A 17,392-nucleotide genomic window follows, 5' to 3' on the forward strand; every position below is an offset into this window, starting at 1 on the left:
GAAGGGCCAGGTGCCGCGAACGACGGAGGACGAGTGCCTCGACGACCTCTCCGTGGATCTAGCCGGAGCCGACTCGCCTGAGGCGGTGGCCGAGGCGCTCGGGCGCCACATCCGGGGCCGGAGCGAATGGAAGGCCGCCGCGCTGGTCTGGCCCGAAACCGCGGGCCTGTGCCGGGTCTGGGACCTGTGCGCCCAGGATTCCAGCCGCTTCTGGAGGGGGCCGCGACGGGACATGGAGGAATCCACGGAGGTGGGACCGGCCTTCGCGGCCCCTCTCATGGCGGCGCTTCGGGAGGACCTCGCCGTGCGGGTGGACTCGGGCCCGGAGGAGTTCTCCCCCTATCTGATCCTCCAGCCGGCCCCCGCAGGGCGGGACGGGGGCGGAGGCCGCCAGCCCTCTCTCCGCTTCGCTTCCCTTTTTCGGATGGCCGCACGGCTTCATTCCCTCAACGCCCTCCTCTCGAATGCGAAGGCTCAGTGGGAAAAGGCTTTCGACGCCGCCTCCGAGGTGTTCGTTTTGCACGGACCGGACGGGCGGATCTTCCGGGCCAACACGGCCCTCTCCGCCCTCACCGGAATCCCCATCCGGAGGTGCATCGGGAAGGCGTGCGCCGAGATCCTCCCGGGGCTGTGCACGGGCCACGACGCCGCGGGAATCGAATGGAAATGCTCCCAGGATGGGCCGCATTTCCTGGCCACCACCCAGACGGTGAACCTGGGGGGCGAGGCGGCCACCCTTCACATCCTTCGGGACGTCACGGAGGAGAGGCGCCTGGCCGCGGCCCAGGAAGACCGCCGGACGAGAGACCTCGTGCGGAATATCCTTCAAGGCATCGCCCACGAAATCCGCAATCCCCTTTTCGGAATTCAGACCCTCCTGCAGGCCCTGGACCTTCGCCACGCCCAGGACGACCAGGAACGGGTGTTCACGGAAAAGGCCCTGCGCGAGATTCACCGCCTCGACGCCATCGTCCGGAGGTTCCTCCAGCTGGCCTTCCTGGACGACGCCACGCCTCCGGAGAGCGGGGCGTTGGAGGACCTCATCTCCCAGGCGGCCGCCCTGCTCGAATCGCGAAGCCCCCGTCCCGTCAGGGAGCGGATCCGGCCCTCGGCCTCCCTCCGGGACAGGCCCGTGCTCGTCCACCGCCGGAGCTTCGTGGAGGCCCTCGCCGAAATCCTCGACAACGCCTGCCAGTTCTCCCCCCCGGACCAGCCCATTGACGTCTCCGCGCGGTGGGGGGAGGACCACTGGGAACTCGAGGTCCGGGATCGGGGGCTGGGGGTGGCTCCCGGTCTGGAGGAGAAGGTCCTGGAGCCCTTCTTCACGACCGTTCCCAGCCGATCGGGCCTTGGTCTTACCCTCGCCCAGGCCGGGATGAACCGCGACGGAGGCCGTTTGACCGTCGGCCGTTCGGAAGCTACCTCAGGAGCCGCGATTCTGATACGATTCCCCTTGCCGAGAGATCGATCGGATGGGGGACCATGAAGAGCGTGCTCTTGGTGGACGACGAAGCGGCGGTCCGTTTCGGGATCAGCCGATACCTTGAGGCCCAGGGCCTTCGCACGGCGGAGGCGGCCTGCCTGGCCGAGGCCCGGGAGGCCATGGCGCGGGAGGACTTCGGCGCCATCCTGCTGGACGTCCGGCTGCCCGACGGGGACGGCATGGATTTCCTCAAGGAAATCCGCCGGTCCGACCCCACGGTTCCGATCATCCTCATCACGGGCCACGGAACCATCGCCATGGCGGTGGAGGCCATGCGCGAGGGGGCCGATCACTTCCTCACCAAACCCGTGGACCTGAGGGAACTCGAGGTCCTCCTCGGGAAGGCCCTCCAGCTCGGGGTCCTCAGGAGGGAAAACCGAGCCCTGCGGGAGAGGCCCCGCGTGCTGACCCCGTTCTTGGGGTCCTGCGAAGCCATGGCCAGGCTGACTCCCCTCCTCGAGGCCAGCTTCCGTCACCGCAGTCCCGTCTTCATCCGGGGCGAGACGGGGACCGGAAAGGGCCTTCTCGCGCGACTCATCCACGAGCGCAGCGGGCAACGCACCGAGCCCTTCGTGGAGCTCAATTGCGCGGGCCTCAAGGGGGAGTTTCTGGAAAGCGAGCTGTTCGGTCACGCGCGCGGCGCCTTCACCGGCGCGGTGGAAGCCAAGGAAGGCCTCCTGGAAAGGGCCCACCGGGGGACCCTCTTCCTGGATGAGATCGGCGACATGGACGTGACCGTCCAGAGCAAGTTCCTCAAGGTCCTGGAGGAAAAGCGGTTCAGGCCCCTGGGGCGCGTGGAGGAAAGGATCTCCGACTTCCGGCTCGTCTGCGCCACCCACCAGGACGTGGAGAAGCTCATCGCGGAGGGCAGATTCCGGCAGGACCTCTACTTCCGAATCAACACCCTGACCCTCACTCTTCCTCCCCTCCGAGAGAGGTTGGACGACCTGGAGGCGCTGGTCCAGCATCTCCTCGGTTTCATCGCCGGAGGGCGCTCCCTGCCGCGCCTCGACCCGAGGGCCCTCGACCTGCTCCGGTCCTACTCGTGGCCGGGGAACTTGCGGGAGCTTCACAACGTCCTGGAGCGGGCCTACATCCTGTCCGACGGCCGGGAGCTCTTGCCCTCCCACTTCTTCGGTCTTGGGAGTCCCGCGACCTCCCAGCCGGCGGATGCCTCTCCTCCATCCCAGGCCCTCGATCTGAGCGGGGCGGAGAAGGCCCACATCGCCCGCGTGCTCAGGGAATGCAAAGGGAACGTGCCCGAGGCAGCGAAGACGCTCGGCGTCTCCAGGGCGACCCTCTACCGAAAGATCTCCCAACACGGCCTGCGCCTGGAAGACCACCGCTGATCGGCTCCCGGGCCGCGCGCCGAAGTTGCCCGGCGCGAAGATTGGGATTAGGTTGGATCCAAGCGGAGCAGACTCTAAGGCGAGGGCTCAGCCCGGGGAGAGTGGCCATGGCCTACAAGATCCTGATCGTGGACGATGAGACCGCAACCGCATTCGGCCTCAAGGCGCTCATGGAGAGCGAGGATGTGAAGGTCCTGACCGCCTCCAACGCCCAGGCGGCCCGTCGGATCCTCGGATCGGAGAAAATCCAGGTCTTGCTCTCCGACATCCGGCTGAGCGGAACGCTCGACGCCGAGGGGCTCGACCTTCTCCGCTTCGTGAAGGAGAAGTGCCCGGACACGAAGGTGATCCTGATGACGGGTTACGGCGATCCGGCCATCATGCAAAAGGCCTTCGAAATGGGCGCTTCCTACTACTTCGAGAAGCCAGTGGAAATCAACGTTCTGAGCGAGGCCATCCACGCCCTCGGGGTGCCCAACCGTCTGAAAGAGGGGCAGGTGTGAACGACGAGATTCAGGTCCGAGAGCTCCTCCAGAGGGGCTTCCTTTCCACGGCCTTCCAGCCCATCCTCCACCTCAACACGGGAAGGGTGCTGGGATACGAGGCGCTCATGCGCGGGCCAGGGGGAACTCCTCTGGCCAACCCGGCCCGCGTGTTCGGCCCCCAGAGCCCGCTCTCCCAGGGCCTCATCCGGGAGCTGGATGCGGCCTGCGTTGCCGCCGCCTTCCGCTCCGGGAGGCTCCTGGTTCCCTACGGGCTCCTCTTCGTCAATGTTCACATCAACACTCTCCTGAAGCTGCGGGTCGTGCAGGATTATTACCGGAAGCTCCTGGAGTCGAGCGGCATCTCCCCCCAGGCCGTGGTCGTGGAGATCTCGGAGCGCTCCAGCACGGAGACCCCCCGAGCCCTGTCACGGGTTCTGAAGGTGCTGAGAAAGGCCGGCTTCCGCTTCGCGCTGGACGACTTCGGGTTGGCTTATTCGGGGCTCCAGCACCTCTACTGGTTCGAGCCCGAATTCGTCAAGCTGGATCGGGGCTTCGTCTTGGGAATCCAGAGATCCAAGCGGAAACAGGCCCTGGTGGCGGGCATGGCGGCCCTGTGCCAGAAACTTGGAAGCGAGGTCATCGCGGAGGGTGTGGAGGGGAACGAGGAGCTTCTCACCCTCATGTCCCTGGACATCCCTCTCGCCCAGGGATACCACTTCGGGAGGCCGCAGGCCCCGCTCTTCTGGCTCTCGGAGCGCCGCACCGAGGGCGTTCCCAAACCCTATTTCGCGGCGGGCGCCCTGGGGCGCGTTTCCGACGGCGACGACTGAGGGGGAAGGCGGCGCGCCTTCACTCCCGGTGGAGGAGGCTCTTGGCCATCTCCACGATGCCCGCTTCCATTTCGGGGCCCAGGGTGTTCTTCACGGCGAACATCTGAAAGTAGAGAAGCTCGTTAAGGTCCTTCACGAGGGCAGACTCCCGGTCCGAGGGAAGGGCGGCGAGACGCTGGAGGACGGCCTCCTCGTCCAGGACGCCGCCCGAGGTGAATCCCATCCCCGCAAAGACCGAGCCGCCCGGCTCCAGCCCCTTGAAGAAGGCGCCCAGAATCACGTCCACCTTGGATCCGGCCTCCATTTTCAGGGCCTGGTAGATGGTCGAGAACACGTTGTTGTAACTCTCCAAACGGGAGCGGAGCACTTCCCGCTCCCCGTTTTCGAGGGCGGCTTGGGGCGGCGCGGCGGCGTCCGGTTCGGACCCGGGCCGGCTCGGGCGCACCAGACCTGCCGCGAGGAGGGAGGCCAGGGCCTTCCGCCCATCCATTTCCCCCACCCGGGCCTGGGCGACGACTTCCTCCATGGTCCGAAGGCCGTTGATCTTGGACAGGATGCGTTCTTCCTCGTGGGAGAGGGCCGTGCTGGCCGTCACTTCCTCGGCGAGTTCCAGGACGGTCCCCGCAGGGGGAAGACGGTCCTTGAGTCGGGCCCATTCGTCCAGCCTGCGCGTGGCTTCCATGACGTAGTTCGTGGTCGTCATGGGAAGGCTCAACTGCAACATCTGGGACAGCGATCCGTTCTGAAAGACGAAGCGTCCCTGGGAGAGCGCGAAGACCTGGAAGATTCGGTCCTCCACGCACTTCACCCACTGGGCGCGGAAATCGTCCGGGGAGAGCCCCGAGACCTCGAGGAGCACGGAGAGGGGATCTTCTCCCTGGAGGAGAAGCCTGTGACCCTGGTGGAGGTCCTGCTCGGTGACGAACTGCTTCCGGAGGAGATAGGCGGAAAGGGAGGCCTTCGGATCGTCCGTGGTCGCGTACACGATGCTCCCGTTCTCCAGGAAAAAGCCCCACCGGCACTTTTCCTCCACGATGAGGACCCCGCTCTTCTTGCTGGCCGAGAGGAAGAGGAAGACGTCGCTGAGGGCCAGCACCGACAGGTCGCCCTCGAATTGCACCGCCTCCGTCGCGCCCCGTTTGAACCCCCCCTCGAGGACCGGTTCCAAGGCCTCCCGCGCGTGATAACGCGACAGGAGGCCGGGGAGATCTCCCGAGTCCAGGTCCACGAAAACGGGGGACAGGACGAGGCACCCGGATCGGACGTGCACGACGGCCTCCCTCGCCTTCCCGAAAACCTCCTGGGCGAGGTCCTTCGGCAGGACGATGGAACCGTCCGGCTGGACCGGCAGGGTCTTTCTCACGGATCCTCCCCCGCCATCCTAACGGCCCCGCGGCAAGACTGTCAACGAGAGGGTTGCGGGGAGTGCTTCGGAGCGATAGCATGACGCGGGGAGAAACCATGGCCGTCCTCGCCGATCCCTCCGAAGAACATCTCGTAGTGGGTCTCATGTCGGGAACCTCCGCCGACGGGATCGACTCGGCCCTCGTCCGCATCCAAGGGGCGGGCGCCGACGCCTCCCTCACCCTGGTGGCCCACGACACGCTCGCCTTCTCCTCCGCGGTGCGCTCCCTGATCCAGGCCTGCCAGGGAGCCCGAGGAGGAGGACTCAAAGAGACCGTCCTTCTGGACTTTTACCTGGGAGAGCTCTTCGCCCACGCCGCGCTCCACATCATCAAGAAGGCGGGTGTGTCCCCGCCAGAGGTGCTCGCGGTGGGATGCCACGGGCAGACCCTCTACCACCATCCTCAATCCGAACGCCTGCCCGGATTCGCCGTTCGAGGCACCCTCCAGGTGGGGAACCCGTCGGTTGTGTCCGAGCGCACCGGCCTCACCGTGGTCTCCCATTTCCGGTGCCGCGACATGGCGGCGGGCGGGCAGGGCGCTCCCCTCGTACCCCTGCTCGACTACCTCCTCTACCACCACACCTCGCGGGGCCGGATCGCCCTGAACATCGGCGGGATCGCGAACCTGACCGCCATTCCGGCGAACGCGGGACCGGAGAAGATGCTGGCTTACGATGCCGGCCCGGGAAACTGCCTCATGGACCTGGCCGTGCGGAGGGCAACTCGGGGGCGGTCCTCCTGCGACGTGGGCGGGGCCTGGGCTGCCGCCGGGCGAGTGCGGTCCGACCTCCTGGACCGCCTCCTGGCGCATCCTTTCCTCAAAGCTCCTCCGCCCAAGTCGGCCGACAAGGACACCTTCGGGAGCGCCTTTCTGGACGAGGCCTTGAAGTCCCATCCCGGCATCACTCCCGAGGATCTCCTGGCGACTCTGGCGGCCTTCACCGTCCGGGCCATCGCCACGTCCATGATGGAGTTTGTTTTTCAGAAGGAGCGCTACGAAGAGATGATCGTCTCCGGCGGCGGCGCCAAGAACCCCGTTCTCATGAAAGGCTTGGAGGACGCCCTCCCCCGAATCATGGTGAGCCGCGCCGACGACTACGTGATCCCGGGCTCCGCCAAGGAGGCCGTTCTCATGGCCTATCTGGCCCGGGAGACCCTTCTGGGCCGTCCCGGGAACGTCCCGTCCGCCACGGGCGCCTCCCGGCCCGCGGTCCTCGGCACCATCACCCCCGGCGGCGCCTTCTTCTCGGGGAAATGACGCCCTCACCGGCCCCGCCCCCGGCTTGTACCGTTTGCGCCGTGAAACCCGTCCGGCGGCTTCGGGCTTCGCTCCTCCGCGCGGGGCGCGTCGCGGCCCTCCTCCTGCTCTCCTTGCTGTCCGGCGCCCTGGCCTGCGGCCCCCCGCCCCGCAAGGCGGACCTCATCGTTGCCGTGGAGCAGGAGCCGGCGAGCCTCGATCCGCGGGTCGGCTCGGACGTGGCGGCGGACAGGGCCTTCCGTCTCCTCTACCGCGGGCTCTTCGCCGTGGGGCCCGATTTCTCCCCCCAGACAGACCTGGCCGAAACCTGGACCTTCGAGGACCCCCAACGACTGCGCGTCGTCTTGCGGGCGGGGGTCCGGTTTTCGGATGGACGGCCTCTCCGGGCGCGCGACGCGGCCTTCACGATCCGGAGCATCCTCAGGGATGATCCGCCCTCGTTCCGGAAGGGAGACCTGGACTGCATCGAAGCGGTGGAAGCGGTGGACGACCTCACCCTCGTCTTCCGGCTCAAGGAACCCCGCGCGGCGCTCCTTTCCGCGTTGAACGTGGGGATCCTGCCCGAGGGAACGGAGGCGGGTGCCTTTGTCCCGGTGGGATGCGGGCCTTACCGGCTCCGCTCCTGGACCCGAGGCCAGTGGCTCCTCTTCGAGGCCAACCCCTTTGCCTCGCCCGCGCCCTCCTCCGCCACCCTGGCTTTCAAGGTCGTGCCGGATCCCGTGGTTCGCGCCTTGGAGCTGCGGCGCGGGACCGTGGATCTCGTGGTCAACGACCTCCCTCCCGACGCCCTGGCCCGCTTCGCGGACCTGGGGTACCGCGTCTGGAGAGCCCCGGGTGCGAACTTCGCTTACGTCGGGTTCAACTGCTCCCGGCCGCCCCTGAACCGCGCGGAGGTCCGGCGGGCCCTCTCCCTTTCTCTGGACCGCGCAGCCATCATCCGCCACGTCCTGAGGGGATACGCGAGGGAGGCGGCGGGCCTTCTTCCGCCGGAACACTGGGCGAGCGTGCCCCTCCCCCCGCCAGGACGGGATCTTGCCGCCGCCGATGCGCTCCTCGATGAGTCAGGCCTCCCTCGGGGACGCGACGGCGTCCGCTTCCGGATCACCTACAAGACCTCCGACAACAAGATCTCCCGCCAGATCGCCTCGGTGGTGGCCGAGAACCTGCGCGAAGTGGGCGTGGACTGCCGAACCCAGTGGCTGGAGTGGGGAACCTTTTACGGGGACGTGAAGCGAGGCGACTTCGACGCCTTCGGTCTGACCTGGGTGGGCGTGACGGATCCGGACGGGCTGCGCCTCCGGTACGCCTCCTGGGCCGTACCCCCGCTGGGCTTCAATCGTGGGCGGTACGCCAATGCGGAGCTCGATGGGCTCCTCGCCGCCGGATCGAGGGAGATGAACCCGGACCTCCGGCGTCCGCTGTACGTGAGGGCCCAGGAGATTTTGGCTCGGGAGGTGCCTGCCGCCCCCCTCTGGCACGCGGACGCGGTATGCGTGGCGCTCCGGGACGTGGAGGGGGTGGTCCTTCCCCCGGACGGCAACTTCTCGTTCCTCTCCGGGGTGCGCCGCCGAGTGCCGGCGCAGGAGCGCTCGGGCTCCTCTCGCCTTCCGTAGAAAAACAAGGAGCCGCCCGAAGGCGGCTCCGGGTGGCTCCTCGATGAAGCCCCTCGTTCAACCCTTGGCCTTAAGCTCCTGGATGGCCTGGGTCAGGAGGGGGACCACCTCGAAGAGGTCGCCCACGATCCCGTACGTGGCGACCTTGAAGATGGGCGCCTCCGGGTCCTTGTTCACGGCCACGATGACCTTGGAGCTGGACATGCCGGCGAGGTGCTGGATCGCCCCCGAGATGCCGAAGGCGAAGTAGAGGGCGGGGCTCACGACCTTTCCCGTCTGGCCTACCTGATGGGAGTGGCCGATCCAGCCCGAATCCACGGCGGCGCGGCTGGCGCCCACGGCACCCCCGAGCACCTTGGCGAGGTCTTCCAGGATCCGAAAATGCTCCGGGCCCTTCATGCCGCGGCCGCCCGAGACGATGATGTTGGCTTCGGCCACGTCGAGGAGGCCGCCCTCGGCCGTGAGGATTTCCTTCACGACGGCCTTCACGTCGGCCGGGGAGGCGCCGTGCTCGAGGGGAACCACCTGCCCCGCGCCGGCCTTCTCGACCGCCGGGAACACGTTGGGGCGGAGGCTCACCGCGAACGGCTTCCCGCCCTTGGGGGCCACCGTCGAAAAGGCCTTGCCCGAATAGATGGGCCGGGTGAACACGGGGACCGAACCGTCCAGGGCGAAGGCGGTGACGTCCGAGAGAAGCCCGATGTCCAAGCGGGCCGCAACCCGGGGCGCCAGATCCTTGCCCATGGCCGTGGCCGAGAAAAGGAGAACGTCGGCGCCGAAAACCTGGGCGGCCTTGCCCACGCCGAGGCCGTACACATCGGCGCAGTACTTCTCGAAGATGGCGTCGTCGCCAACGTAGATGGTGTCGGCGCCGAACCGGGCGAGTCCGGGGGCTTCGGCCCCGATCCCGAGCCCCAGAACCACGGCCGCCACGCTGCCCGAAGTGGCGTCGGCAATCTGCCGGCCCGCCGACAGGGCTTCGAGGGAGGCCTTCTTGATCTTTCCGCCGCGCTGTTCCGCGAAAACGAGAACCTTCATCGCACACCTCCCCTCGTCAGATGGCCCTGGCTTCCTCGCGGAGGAGCCGTACGAGTTCCTTCACCTGGTCCGGAAGCTCCCCGGACAGGACCTTTCCGGCGGGCCGCGGAGGAGGCAGTTCCATCCTGCGCACCTCGAAGGCCGCACCGGCCGCCCCCACCGTCCCCGGGTCGAGCCCGAGATCGGCCGCCTTCCACGTGGCGACTTCCTTCTTCTTGGCGGCCATGATGCCCTTGAGGGAGGGGTACCGGGGTTCGTTCAACCCCTTCTGGCAGGTGATCAAGGCCGGAGTCGCGGCGACCACCACCTCGGTGCCCCCCTCGATCTCCCGCTTGCAGACCAGCTCCTGGCCGTTCACCTCGAGACCCGTGACGACGGTGACGGCGGGGATGCCCAGGAATTGGGCCGCCAGGGACCCCACCTGCTGGTTGTCGTCGCCCACTCCGTGCTTGCCGGCCAGGATGAGGTCGAAGGGGAGCTTCCGCGCGGCGGCCGCGAGGATCCGGGCCGTCCCCGCGGCGTCGCCGCCCTCGAAGGCGGCGTCGGCGCAGAGGACCGCCTTGTCGGCACCCATGGCCAGGGCCGTCCGGAGGGTCTTCACGGACTCTTCGTTGCCCACGGTGACGGCGGTCACCTCGCCCCCCAGCTTCTCCTTCAGCTTGAGGGCCTCTTCCACCGCGTACTCGTCGTACGGGCTCATGACCCAGTTCGCTTCGCTGAGGTCGAGGCGGAGGCCGTCGGGAGCCACCTTCACCCGCGTCTCCGTATCCGGAACGTGCTTGACAAAGACCAGAATGTTCATCGGCACCTCCTCATCCGGGATCGGCCTGGGTCAAAAGGGAACGCGCCGTCCGCCTGCTAGTGAACACTCGCTTGCACGTTCCCGACGTGGACAAGATAACCCGAACCCCGGACGGATGCAAGAGACAATGCCCTTTGATTCTACAAAGCGCGATGCATGGCTCCGGGTCAAACCGGCGCGTGTGTGACCGGCCGGTTACTGAAGCGGTCCCGGCGGCTCACGCCCCCTCGACCCGCGACAGGATCAGGCAGGCGTTCGTCCCGCCGAAGCCGAAGGAGTTGGAGAGCCCGTACCGGATCGGCATGGGCCTCGCCTCGTTCGGCACGAAGTCCAGATCGCATTCGGGGTCGGGCGTCTCGAGGTTGACCGTGGGCGGCGCGACCTGGTCCCGGATGGCCAGGATGGTCAGGGCCGCTTCCAGGGACCCGGCGGCGCCCAGGAGGTGGCCGGTCATGCTCTTTGTGGAGGAGACCGCCAGCTTCCGCGCGTGCTCGCCGAACACCCGCTTGAGCGCCAGGACCTCGATCCTGTCGCCGATGGGCGTGGAGGTGCCGTGGGCGTTCACGTAATCCACGTCCTCGGGCTTCAGGCCCGCGTCCCGGATGGCGTTGGCCATGACGCGGGCGGGGCCGTCCCCGTCCTCCGACGGGGCGCTGATGTGGTAGGCGTCCCCGCTGAGCCCGTACCCGACGATCTCGGCCAGGATGGGCGCGCCCCGCTTCCGGGCGAGATCCATGTCCTCGAGGATTAGAATCGCGGCCCCCTCCCCCATGACGAAACCGTCGCGGTCCGCGTCGAAGGGGCGGGAGGCCCTCTGGGGCTCCTCGTTTCGGGTCGAAAGGGCCCGCATGGAGGCGAACCCCGCCACGGAGAGCGCGGTCACGGCCGCCTCCGCGCCGCCCGCGATCATCACGTCCGCCTCGCCGCGCTGGATGTACCTCGCCGCCTCCCCGATGGCGTGGGAGGAGGTCGCGCAGGCGGTCACCGTGGAGATGTTGGGGCCCTTGGCGCCGAAGAGGATGGAGATCTGACCGCTGACCATGTTGATGATGATGCCCGGGATGAAGAAGGGGCTGATCCGCGAATGGCCCTTCTGGGTGAGGATCGTGTGCTGCTCCTCGATGGTCGCGATGCCGCCGATGCCGCTTCCCACGGAAACGCCCACCCGCTCGGCGTTTTCCGGCGTGATCGCGAGGGCGCTGGATCGAACCGCTTCCTGCGCCGCGGCCAGCGCGAACTGGATGAACCGGTCCGTCCGCCGGGCTTCCTTCTTGTCCATGTAAAGGAGAGGGTCGAAGCCCTTCACCTCGCCCGCGATGCGGACGGGCCAGCCCTCCGTGTCGAAGAGCGTGATCGGGCCGATCCCGCTTTCTCCCCCGATCACCTTCGCCCAGGTCTCCTCGGCGGTGAGGGCAAGGGGAGACACAACCCCCATTCCGGTCACGGCGACGCGGCGTTTCACGGGGGGCCTTTCCTACTTTTTCTCGGCGTGGGCCTTGATATAGTCGATGGCGGCCTGAACGGTCTGGATCTTCTCGGCCTCTTCGTCGGAGATTTCGATGCCGAACTCCTCCTCGAAGGCCATGATCAGCTCAACGGTGTCCAGCGAGTCGGCTCCAAGGTCGTTGATGAAGTGGGCCTCGGGCTTCACCTCCGCCTCGTCCACGCTCAACTGGTCGGCAATAATGCTGATCACCTTCTGCTCAATGTTCATCGGCCTGCTCCTCCGTCGACAAGGGGGGATTGTACAACGTCACTCACCGTAAATGCAAGGGCGAGGCCCACTTGCGGCCAATTCCGTCATAATGGCAAACTTAGGCCCAGGCGAACGGAGCTTCCAAGGAAGGGGGCGGCGATGGCGGCGCGCGTGGCGGTGGTGGAGGACGACCTCGACATCCTGGAGACCCTCGTGTACACCCTGGAGCGGGAGGGGTACGAGACGTCGGGATTCCCGGACGGCGCCCAGGCCCTCCTGGCCTTCCGGGACAAGGTTCCCGACCTGTGCCTCATCGACTGGATGCTTCCCGGCATGTCGGGCCTGGACCTCTGCCGGATTCTCAAGGCGGACCAGCGCTTCGCCCGCACGGCCATTCTCATGCTGACGGCGCGCGGGACGGAAATGGACGCGGTGACCGGGCTGAACGCAGGGGCCGACGACTACGTGGTGAAGCCCTTCCGCTCGCGGGAACTCCTGGCCCGCGTCAGGGCCCTCCTGAGGAGGACCCAACCGGCCGATACGGCCGGGGCCCTGCGCAGGGTGGGTGACCTCTGGCTGGATACCCACACCTACAGAGCCGGATGGAAGGACAAGGCCTTCGATCTGACCCCCACGGAATTCAAGATCCTCGAGCTTCTCGTGCGGCACCCGGACCGGGTGTACAGCCGGGGCCAGGTCCTCTCCAACCTCTGGCCCGACGACCGGGCGGTGGAGGATCGCGCGGTGGACGTCCACATCGCGCGTCTCCGCGAGAAAATGGGGCCGGCCGCGGCGCTGGTGGAGACCGTCCGGGGCGTGGGGTACCGGCTCAAGGCCCAGGAATGAGGTCGTTCCGCCGACTCCTCGTCCTTCTGGCCGTATCGTGGCTCCTGGCGGCATGGGGGGGAGGCCTGGAGGGCTTGCCCCTGTGGATCTTCCGGACGGGCCTGCTGGTGGGAGCCGCGGCCCTGGCCGCCCGGTGGGTCCTGGGCCCCTGGAGGGAGTTTCAGGCGGCCGCGGAGCGGCTCACTCGGGGTGACTTCGCCGCCCGCCTGGACGACGTCTCCTCGGGAGATCTGGCTCCCGCCGGAAAGGCCTTCAATCAGATGGCGGAGGCGTTCTCGCGTTCCCTGTCCCTGGCGAGGGAGCGGGAGGAGCGCCTCGCGGCGGTGCTCGACGCGAGCGACCGTGCCATCTTTCTTCTCGACCGGGAAGGCCGCGTCCTCCTGGCCAATCCCTCCACACAGACCCTCTTCCCGCGGTTCGACCGAGAGGTGGGCCTCGCCAGCCTGGGCCTCGCGGGCCTCGCCTCCCTGGTGGAGGACGCACGGACGACCCGGACACTCCAGAGGCGGACCTTCGAGGAAAAAGAGCGGGGGCGGGGGCGAAGCTTCATCGCTCAGGCCACGCCCCTGGAGAGGGACGTGGTCGTGGTGTACCTGCGCGACCGCACGGCGGAAGCCGCGTTGGAAAGGGTCAAGGCGGATCTCGTGGCCAACGTCTCCCACGAGCTCCGGACACCCCTCACGGCGCTGGCCTCCCTGGCCGAACTCCTGCAGGACGACACCCTGCCGGCCGAGCGCAGGCGCCATTTTCTGGAGAGGCTCGAACACCAGGTGCGCCGGATGGCCCGCCTCGTGGACGACCTCCTGACCCTTTCCCGCCTCGAGGAGACCGGGGCGGTGGAGGCCTCCGCCCCCCTGGCCCTCGGCCCCTTCGTGGAGGAGCTGGTGAGGTCGCTGGAGCCCCTGGCGGCCCGGGCGGACGTGGCGCTTCAGGCATCCGTGGCCGAGGGGCTCCGCGTCACGGCCGATGCCACGACCCTGGAGGCGGCTCTCAAGAACCTGATGGACAACGCCATCCGGTACAACCGCCCAGGGGGCTGGGTCCGCGTGTCGGCGGAGGCCGAGGACGGGGCCTGGGTCCGGCTGACCGTCTCGGATTCCGGAGAAGGCATCCCGGCGCGGCACCTCTCTCGAATCTTCGAGCGTTTCTACCGGGTCGACCCTCACCGGTCGCGCGAAAAAGGGGGGACCGGGCTCGGGCTCGCCATTGCCAAGCACGCCGCCCAGAAATTGGGCGGCGAGATTGCCGTGGAGAGTACGGTGGGCGAAGGGACCACCTTCACCTTGAGGGTCCCAAGGGTCTCGATCCAGGAGGAGGGGCCGGGCTCGCGGTGACCGACCCGCCGCGCGTCAATGCGGAGGCGCCGGGATGGATCGGTGCGCCGTGGGGAACGGGCCCCGCGCTTTCATGGAGCGCGGGATCCGCCCGACGCGCGCCCCTCGCCGCGGTCCCCGGTTCCCCCTCTTGTGCCCACATACCGTATACTCTGCCGTAGGAGGTCGCCATGGACGAGCGGGTCGTCGCCCTCTTGCGTGGGGCGAGGGAGATTGCGGTCGTGGGCATCTCGGATAAGCCCGACCGCCCCAGCCATTATGTGGCCGCATACCTTCAACAGTGCGGGTACAGCGTGCTTCCGGTCAATCCCGTCCTCCCCGAGGTGCTGGGCGTCAAGTGCCATCGGGACCTTGCTGCCATCGGAAGGCCTGTGGACATCGTGGACGTGTTCCGAAAACCCGAGGCCGTGCCCGACATCGTGGAGGAGGCCATCGCCGCGAAGGCCCGGGCCCTCTGGCTCCAGGAAGGGATCCGCCACGACGAGGCGGCGAGGAGGGCGGAGGAAGCCGGCCTGATGGTGATCCAGGACCTGTGCATAAAAAAGGTGCTTGAGGCGCTCGGGGGGCGCCCGTGAAGGCCCGGCGGCTCGGAACCGCGGCCCTCGCCCTGGCCCTTGCCCTCGTCTCCCTGGGGGCGGGCCCCGCCCATCGGTTCGAGGCCTCCGGAAGCCGGGGGTGGATCAAATTCTCGGGAGGGGGAAGAATCCGCCTGGAAGGAAAGGGGACCCTGAAGATCCGAAACGCTTCCAACCTCCAATTGGAGGTCCAAGGAACCTGGGGGAGCCTGGAACCGGTCCTCGATGGCGCGGACTACTACCACTTCCAAGGCTCGGTGGACAGCGTGGGCCTGGGGGGACGATTCGAAATCCGGGGATGGGACCTGCGACTCACGGTGCATGGGCGCGGCAAAGCGAGGTTCCGAGGAGAGGGGTCTTGCCGCCTCGACGAGGGGCAGGCGATCCCCTGGACCGACCACCCCGAGCGATGGACCAAGGTCGATTTCGAAGACTAACACCCGTGGGCTGAAGCGCTTCCAGTGAGGGGACCGTGAAGGACAACGAGACCGCCGACCGGCCCGTGATCGGCGAACTCCTCTTCCGGGAGGGGCTCGTCTCGCGGGAACAACTGGAGCAGGCTCTGGCGGCCCAGCAGAAACAAGGCGGCAGGTTGGGGTATCACCTGATCCGCCTGGGATTCGTGGACGTCCAACGGCTCAGCCGGTTCCTCCGGGAATCCATGGGCCTGATTCCCTACGACCTCGTGCAGTGGGTCACCGACCCGGCCGTCACGGACCACCTTCCGGCGAACATCGCCCAGTTCTACCAGGTGGTCCCCGTGGAGCGGAAGGGGAACGTCCTCACCGTCGCCATCGCCGACCTGGACAACCCGAGCCTGATGCCGGCCCTGGAGGAACTCACCGGGCTCCGCATCGACCCTCTCGTGTGCCCGCGGGAGACCGTAATCCGCGCCCTGGAGCACTTCTATGGACTGGCGAAGGACCCGGGGGTCGTGCGGAATCCGGCGGGAGACCATCTCTTCGTCCTCTCGAACCAGCGCCACCATATCCGCCCCCTCCACTGGTCCACCCTGAAAAGGGACTCTTCCGCCACGGACTGGCTTCGAACGATCCTCACCGAGGCCATCCGGACGGGGTGCCGGAGCGTGGCCATCAAACCCGCCGAGACCGGCCTCAAGATCGCCATGGGCCGGCAAGGGAAGATGGAAGACCGCTTTTCCCTCGCCCCGGGAAAGCGGGAGGAGATGGACGCCCTCGTCCGTGAACTCTCGGGGATCCGAGACTCGGCCAAGAACGTACGCCAGGAGGGGAGGGTCCGCCTCCAGGTGGAATCCCGGTTCCTGACCCTCTCCGTCAGGGGAATGAGCACCCTGCAGGGTACCCGCTACGCGCTGACGCTTTACGACGAGCGCCTGTTCCCGAGGGACTGGGATCGCCTCGGTTCCCAGCTCGAGCCCACCGAGGCGCGCTCCTTGCGAAGCGCCTTCGACGGCCCGATGGGGCTCGTCCTCCTCTGCGGCGCCCCCGGACCGGGGATGAACCACCTGTACTACTCGCTGCTGAGTTCGCTCAAGGACCGGTGCGGCCCCATCGTGTCCCTGGAAGAGTACGCCCTCCTCGGCATCGAGGGAATCGCCCAAATGGAGGCCTCCCGTGAAGAGGGCGCCACGTGGCCCGAGCTGGTCACCGTGGCCCTTCGCCAGGAGCCGGGCCTCTTCGCGTGCTTTCCCGTCAAGGAGCGCGCGACGATGGAGATGATCCTGTTGGCGGCGGCCCATACGCGCGTCCTGGCCGTCCTCCACCAGCCCAGCGCCGCCGCCGCCCTGCGGTGGCTCCTGAGGAACCAGTTCCGCTCCCCCCTGAGGGCGGGGATCTTGAAGGGGATCCTCACGGCCGTGTCGATCCCGACGTTGTGCCCAAGGTGCAAGCTCCCCGTCGAGGTTCCGGGGCGGTCCGGCCGGACCTACGGCCTCCAGACGCGCCAGGGTTGCGAGGAGTGCCTCGCATGGGAATCCTTGCCCACGGAGGAGATCCTGGAATGGCTCCCCATGGGCCCCCCGGCCATCGGGAGGATCGGACAGGAAGGAGAACTCGGCGACATGCATCACGCGGTCCTCGAGCAGGGAGGCGTGCCTCTCGCACATCGGGTTCTCCTCCGCGCCCAGGAGGGGGTCCTCGATGGCCAGGAGGCCCAGGAATACCTCCCTTGAGACGATTCTCAAAGTCTGAACGGGCCTTGACTTGGAGAAAAACCGGGCAGTATAGTTCGAGTCAAACAGGGGAGGAATGAGGATGACCAAGACCGAACTGATCAAGAAGCTCGCCGAGGTCACGGGCCTGCCTCAGAAGGACGTGCGGGCGGTGCTCGAGGCGCTCACGGACTCGAGGCCTGGAAAGGGGATCGTCAGCACCCAACTCCGTCAAGGCCGCAAGGTCATCATCTCCGGTTTCGGAACCTTCCATGTGCGCGAGCGGCGGGCCCGCCAGGCGAGAAACCCCAAGACCGGCGGCAAGGTCAAGGTCCCCAAGCGGGTCTACCCTGCTTTCAAGCCATCGAAGACCTTCAAAGACTCCCTGAAGGGCTGATTGAACCAACCCCTGGGGCGGAGGGCGGTCACCCTCCGCCCCCGGCTTCCTCCTCCTCCCCGCCGGCTCCTCAGGACAGTTTCGACGACATCGTGCGGTCTGCCCCCGCCCCGCCCCCACCCCGGGTCCGTCTCGCCCCGGCCCTCCCC

The 17,392-nt window shown here is 67.6% G+C and carries 17 protein-coding genes; 12 read left to right on the plus strand and 5 right to left on the minus strand.

Translation table 11 applies throughout. The annotated features are described in order from the left end of the window. The first annotated feature begins 10 nt into the window (after positions 1-10). From AB1824_08695 to AB1824_08710, 4 genes are all read left to right on the plus strand, one after another. Positions 11-1,486, plus strand: a complete 1,476-nt coding sequence (locus AB1824_08695; protein ID MEW5765044.1) for an ATP-binding protein — start codon at positions 11-13, stop codon at positions 1,484-1,486. After that, the gene (locus AB1824_08700; GenBank protein MEW5765045.1) at positions 1,483-2,832 is read left to right on the plus strand and encodes a sigma-54 dependent transcriptional regulator; all 1,350 of its coding nucleotides are present in this window, start codon (positions 1,483-1,485) and stop codon (positions 2,830-2,832) included. The genes AB1824_08695 and AB1824_08700 overlap by 4 nt, the downstream gene beginning before the upstream one ends. Before the next feature lie 107 nt (positions 2,833-2,939). Further along, positions 2,940-3,335 (plus strand): response regulator, encoded by a 396-nt coding sequence (locus tag AB1824_08705; GenBank protein MEW5765046.1) that lies wholly within the window; start codon positions 2,940-2,942, stop codon positions 3,333-3,335. Continuing rightward, positions 3,332-4,147 (plus strand): EAL domain-containing protein, encoded by an 816-nt coding sequence (locus AB1824_08710; GenBank protein ID MEW5765047.1) that lies wholly within the window; start codon positions 3,332-3,334, stop codon positions 4,145-4,147. The genes AB1824_08705 and AB1824_08710 overlap by 4 nt, the downstream gene beginning before the upstream one ends. A gap of 19 nt (positions 4,148-4,166) precedes the next feature. Here the strand turns inward: AB1824_08710 and AB1824_08715 are convergent, their stop codons facing one another. Beyond that, a complete protein-coding gene (locus AB1824_08715) occupies positions 4,167-5,510 on the minus strand; it encodes a DUF4388 domain-containing protein (GenBank protein ID MEW5765048.1) in 1,344 nt (447 codons plus the stop codon). Between the two features lie 80 nt (positions 5,511-5,590). Here AB1824_08715 and AB1824_08720 point away from each other — a divergent pair, with 80 nt between their 5' ends. Further along, a complete protein-coding gene (locus AB1824_08720) occupies positions 5,591-6,811 on the plus strand; it encodes an anhydro-N-acetylmuramic acid kinase (GenBank protein ID MEW5765049.1) in 1,221 nt (406 codons plus the stop codon). A gap of 41 nt (positions 6,812-6,852) precedes the next feature. Then, positions 6,853-8,424 (plus strand): ABC transporter substrate-binding protein, encoded by a 1,572-nt coding sequence (locus AB1824_08725; protein ID MEW5765050.1) that lies wholly within the window; start codon positions 6,853-6,855, stop codon positions 8,422-8,424. Positions 8,425-8,481: 57 nt separating this feature from the next. Here AB1824_08725 and AB1824_08730 read toward each other — a convergent pair whose 3' ends face one another. The 4 genes from AB1824_08730 to acpP all read right to left on the minus strand — a co-directional run bounded on the left by AB1824_08730 (position 8,482) and on the right by acpP (position 11,978). Further along, positions 8,482-9,462, minus strand: coding sequence for an electron transfer flavoprotein subunit alpha/FixB family protein (locus AB1824_08730; protein ID MEW5765051.1), 981 nt, complete (start codon positions 9,460-9,462; stop codon positions 8,482-8,484). Between the two features lie 16 nt (positions 9,463-9,478). Continuing rightward, positions 9,479-10,264: an electron transfer flavoprotein subunit beta/FixA family protein gene (locus tag AB1824_08735; protein ID MEW5765052.1), complete on the minus strand. Its 786-nt coding sequence runs from the start codon at positions 10,262-10,264 to the stop codon at positions 9,479-9,481. A 217-nt stretch (positions 10,265-10,481) separates the two neighbouring features. After that, positions 10,482-11,726 (minus strand): beta-ketoacyl-ACP synthase II, encoded by a 1,245-nt coding sequence (gene fabF / locus AB1824_08740; GenBank protein MEW5765053.1) that lies wholly within the window; start codon positions 11,724-11,726, stop codon positions 10,482-10,484. Between the two features lie 12 nt (positions 11,727-11,738). Then, complete coding sequence (acpP, locus tag AB1824_08745; protein MEW5765054.1) at positions 11,739-11,978, minus strand: acyl carrier protein; 240 nt, start codon at positions 11,976-11,978, stop codon at positions 11,739-11,741. A 141-nt stretch (positions 11,979-12,119) separates the two neighbouring features. Between acpP and AB1824_08750 the strand changes: the two genes are divergently transcribed. From AB1824_08750 to AB1824_08775, 6 genes are all read left to right on the plus strand, one after another. Then, a complete protein-coding gene (locus AB1824_08750; GenBank protein MEW5765055.1) occupies positions 12,120-12,806 on the plus strand; it encodes a response regulator in 687 nt (228 codons plus the stop codon). Beyond that, positions 12,803-14,140 (plus strand): ATP-binding protein, encoded by a 1,338-nt coding sequence (locus AB1824_08755; GenBank protein ID MEW5765056.1) that lies wholly within the window; start codon positions 12,803-12,805, stop codon positions 14,138-14,140. The genes AB1824_08750 and AB1824_08755 overlap by 4 nt, the downstream gene beginning before the upstream one ends. Before the next feature lie 170 nt (positions 14,141-14,310). After that, entirely contained in the window at positions 14,311-14,715 is a 405-nt protein-coding gene (locus AB1824_08760; protein ID MEW5765057.1) for a CoA-binding protein, read from the plus strand. Further along, positions 14,712-15,152: a hypothetical protein gene (locus AB1824_08765; GenBank protein ID MEW5765058.1), complete on the plus strand. Its 441-nt coding sequence runs from the start codon at positions 14,712-14,714 to the stop codon at positions 15,150-15,152. The genes AB1824_08760 and AB1824_08765 overlap by 4 nt, the downstream gene beginning before the upstream one ends. Before the next feature lie 35 nt (positions 15,153-15,187). Then, on the plus strand, positions 15,188-16,867 hold the full coding sequence (locus tag AB1824_08770; protein ID MEW5765059.1) for an ATPase, T2SS/T4P/T4SS family: 1,680 nt from the start codon (positions 15,188-15,190) through the stop codon (positions 16,865-16,867). A gap of 82 nt (positions 16,868-16,949) precedes the next feature. Further along, positions 16,950-17,243 (plus strand): HU family DNA-binding protein, encoded by a 294-nt coding sequence (locus tag AB1824_08775; protein ID MEW5765060.1) that lies wholly within the window; start codon positions 16,950-16,952, stop codon positions 17,241-17,243. Positions 17,244-17,392 lie beyond the last annotated feature (149 nt).

The organism is Acidobacteriota bacterium (assembly GCA_040752915.1).
Classification (GTDB): domain Bacteria; phylum Acidobacteriota; class UBA4820; order UBA4820; family DSQY01; genus JBFLVU01.